The sequence below is a fragment of the Anabaena sp. CA = ATCC 33047 genome (genome assembly GCF_963870205.1).
Taxonomy (GTDB): Bacteria; Cyanobacteriota; Cyanobacteriia; order Cyanobacteriales; family Nostocaceae; genus Trichormus.
Map to the genome: position 1 here is coordinate 1 of NZ_CAWMSA010000012.1, position 3268 is coordinate 3268.

Consider the following 3268-nt stretch of genomic DNA (forward strand, 5'->3'; position numbering starts at 1 on the left):
AACCTGGCGCCGAGCAATTGTGGCAGGAGGCAACCCTCCAACTATCGTAGCCGCAGCAGTGTTTCACCTCTGAGTTCGGGATGGGGTCAGTGTGGTTCCACCGCGCCATAGGCACCAGGAAAAAATTCAAAATTCAAAATTCAAAATTCAAAAAAGAATCGAGAATTTCAAATTCGAGGGTACAGATACCCTGAAGACTGCAAGAAACGCGACTTTTGATGTTCACCAATGTTTGGTTCAAAGCCCAAAACCCAATTTTCTTTTTTTTGAATTTGGAATTTTGAATTTTGAATTGAGATGAGGTCAAGCCCTCGGTCTGTTAGCACGGCTCGGCTACATACATTACTGCACTTCCACCTACCGCCTAAGAACCTGTGTTCTACAGGTGACCTTACCCACCTACGTGGTGAGAACACTCATCTTGAGGTGGGCTTCCCACTTAGATGCTTTCAGCGGTTATCCGCTCCGCACTTGGCTACCCAGCGTCTACTGCGGGTGCAATAACTGGTACACCAGCGGTGCGTCCTTCCCGGTCCTCTCGTACTAAGGAAGGCTCCTCTCAATGTTCTTACGCCTGCACCGGATATGGACCGAACTGTCTCACGACGTTCTGAACCCAGCTCACGTACCGCTTTAATGGGCGAACAGCCCAACCCTTGGGACGTACTTCCGCCCCAGGTTGCGATGAGCCGACATCGAGGTGCCAAACCTCCCCGTCGATGTGGACTCTTGGGGGAGATCAGCCTGTTATCCCTAGAGTAACTTTTATCCGTTGAGCGACGGCCATTCCACTCTGCGCCGTCGGATCACTAAGGCCTACTTTCGTACCTGCTCGACTTGTCGGTCTTGCAGTCAAGCTCCCTGATTGCCTTTACACTCGACGCACGGTTTCCAAGCGTGCTGAGGGAACCTTTGCGCGCCTCCGTTACCTTTTAGGAGGCGACCGCCCCAGTCAAACTGCCCACCTGAAACTGTCCTTCTACCGGATAACGGTAGCAAGTTAGAATCCTAGCTTCGCCAGAGTGGTATCTCACCGTTGGCTCCATATCCCCCACAAGGGATACTTCTTCGCCTCCCACCTATCCTGCGCAAGCGAAGCCCGGACACAATTCCAGGCTACAGTAAAGCTTCATAGGGTCTTTCTGTCCAGGTGCAGGCAGTCCGTATCTTCACAGACATTCCTATTTCGCCGAGTCTCTCTCTGAGACACCATCCAGATCGTTACGCCTTTCGTGCGGGTCGGAACTTACCCGACAAGGAATTTCGCTACCTTAGGACCGTTATAGTTACGGCCGCCGTTCACCGGGGCTTCGGTCGTCAGCTTCATGTTGCCACTGACCAACTTCCTTAACCTTCCGGCACTGGGCAGGCGTCAGCCCCCATACTTCCTCTTGCGAGTTGGCGGAGACCTGTGTTTTTGGTAAACAGTCGCCTGGATCTCTTCACTGCGACCCACTCTCGTGGGCACCCCTTCTTCCGAAGTTACGGGGCCATTTTGCCGAGTTCCTTAGAGAGAGTTATCTCGCGCCCCTTGGTATTCTCAACCTCCCTACCTGTGTCGGTTTCGGGTACGGGTACGATATGTTCATCACATTACTAGCTTTTCTTGGCACTATCCTTCACCACGCGACGGTCGTAACCGTCTCCCAAACCAATCAGGGTGTGGCTTTCTTTCATGCGTCCCTAGCAATGCTCCCATACCATAGTCAGGGATTGTTGACCCTGTGTCCATCGACTACGCCTTTCGGCCTCGCCTTAGGTCCCGACTAACCCAGAGTGGACGAACCTGGCTCTGGAACCCTTAGGGTTTCGGGGCATTGGATTCTCACCAATGTTTGCGCTACTCAAGCCGACATTCTCACTTCCGTTTCGTCCACAGCTGCTCGCCGCTACTGCTTCTTCCTACCACGGAACGCTCCCCTACCGATTAATAAATTAATCCCACAGCTTCGGTACATCGCTTAGCCCCGTTCATTTTCGGCGCAGGAACGCTTGACTAGTGAGCTATTACGCACTCTTTCAAGGGTGGCTGCTTCTAGGCAAACCTCCTAGTTGTCTGTGCATTCCCACCTCCTTTATCACTTAGCGATGATTTGGGGACCTTAGCTGGTGGTCTGGGCTGTTTCCCTCTTGACGATGAAGCTTATCCCCCACCGTCTCACTGGCAATGTGTGCATCGGGTATTCTGAGTTTGTCTCGATTTGGTACCGGTCTCCCAGCCCGCACCGAAACAGTGCTTTACCCCCCGACTATATTCATTACCGCTGCGCCTCAACACATTTCGGGGAGAACCAGCTAGCTCCTGGTTCGATTGGCATTTCACCCCTAACCACACCTCATCCGCCGATTTTTCAACATCGGTCGGTTCGGACCTCCACTTGGTTTTACCCAAGCTTCATCCTGGACATGGTTAGATCACCAGGGTTCGGGTCTATAAATACTGATTATCGCCCTCTTCAGACTCGGTTTCCCTTTGGCTCCAGCATTCTCGCTTTAACCTACCAGTACCTATAACTCGCCGGCTCATTCTTCAACAGGCACGCGGTCATCCGTTTAATCGGACTCCCACTGCTTGTAAGCTGACGGTTTCATGTTCTATTTCACTCCCCTTCCGGGGTTCTTTTCACCTTTCCCTCGCGGTACTTGTTCTCTATCGGTCACACAGTAGTATTTAGCCTTACGAGATGGTCCTCGCTGATTCACATGGGATTCCTCGTGCCCCATGCTACTCGGGATGCAGCTTCTATCCTTGAGTTTTCGACTACAAGACTTTCACTTTCTCTGGTGCGGTACTTAGCCGCTTCGTCTAACCGCTAGATTCGATGTCGCTGTCCCACTACCCCAAAAAGCAAGCTTTTTGGTTTAGGCTTTTCCCCTTTCGCTCACCACTACTGAGGGAATCTCTCTTGATTTCTTTTCCTCCAGCTACTAAGATGTTTCAGTTCGCTGGGTTGGCTCTTTCCTGTCTATATATTCAACAGGTAGTATTCAGGGTTGCCCCATTCGGACACCTCCGGCTCTTAGTTTGCTTCCAACTCCCCGGAGCATTTCGTCGGTAACCACGTCCTTCTTCGCCTCTGTGTGCCTAGGTATCCACCATCAGCTCTTATTAGCTTGACCACTTTCCATTGGTTTCCATCCTGCAAACACCTACACTTAATGTCTGTGTCTGCCTGCTATCTTTCGCGTTTCTATGCAGTTTTCAAGGTTCTGGCTGGATACAAACCCAGCAGTCTAACTATTAATTCATCTAGCTAGTTGCTGAATT

The 3268-nt window shown here is 51.3% G+C and carries 2 rRNA genes; both read right to left on the bottom strand.

Going from position 1 to position 3268, the window contains the following annotated elements:
• Position 1: 1 nt before the first annotated feature.
• A 5S ribosomal RNA gene (rrf, locus tag AACS98_RS02975) occupies positions 2-119 on the bottom strand.
• A gap of 180 nt (positions 120-299) precedes the next feature.
• Positions 300-3120 (bottom strand): 23S ribosomal RNA (locus AACS98_RS02980).
• Positions 3121-3268: the final 148 nt, after the last annotated feature.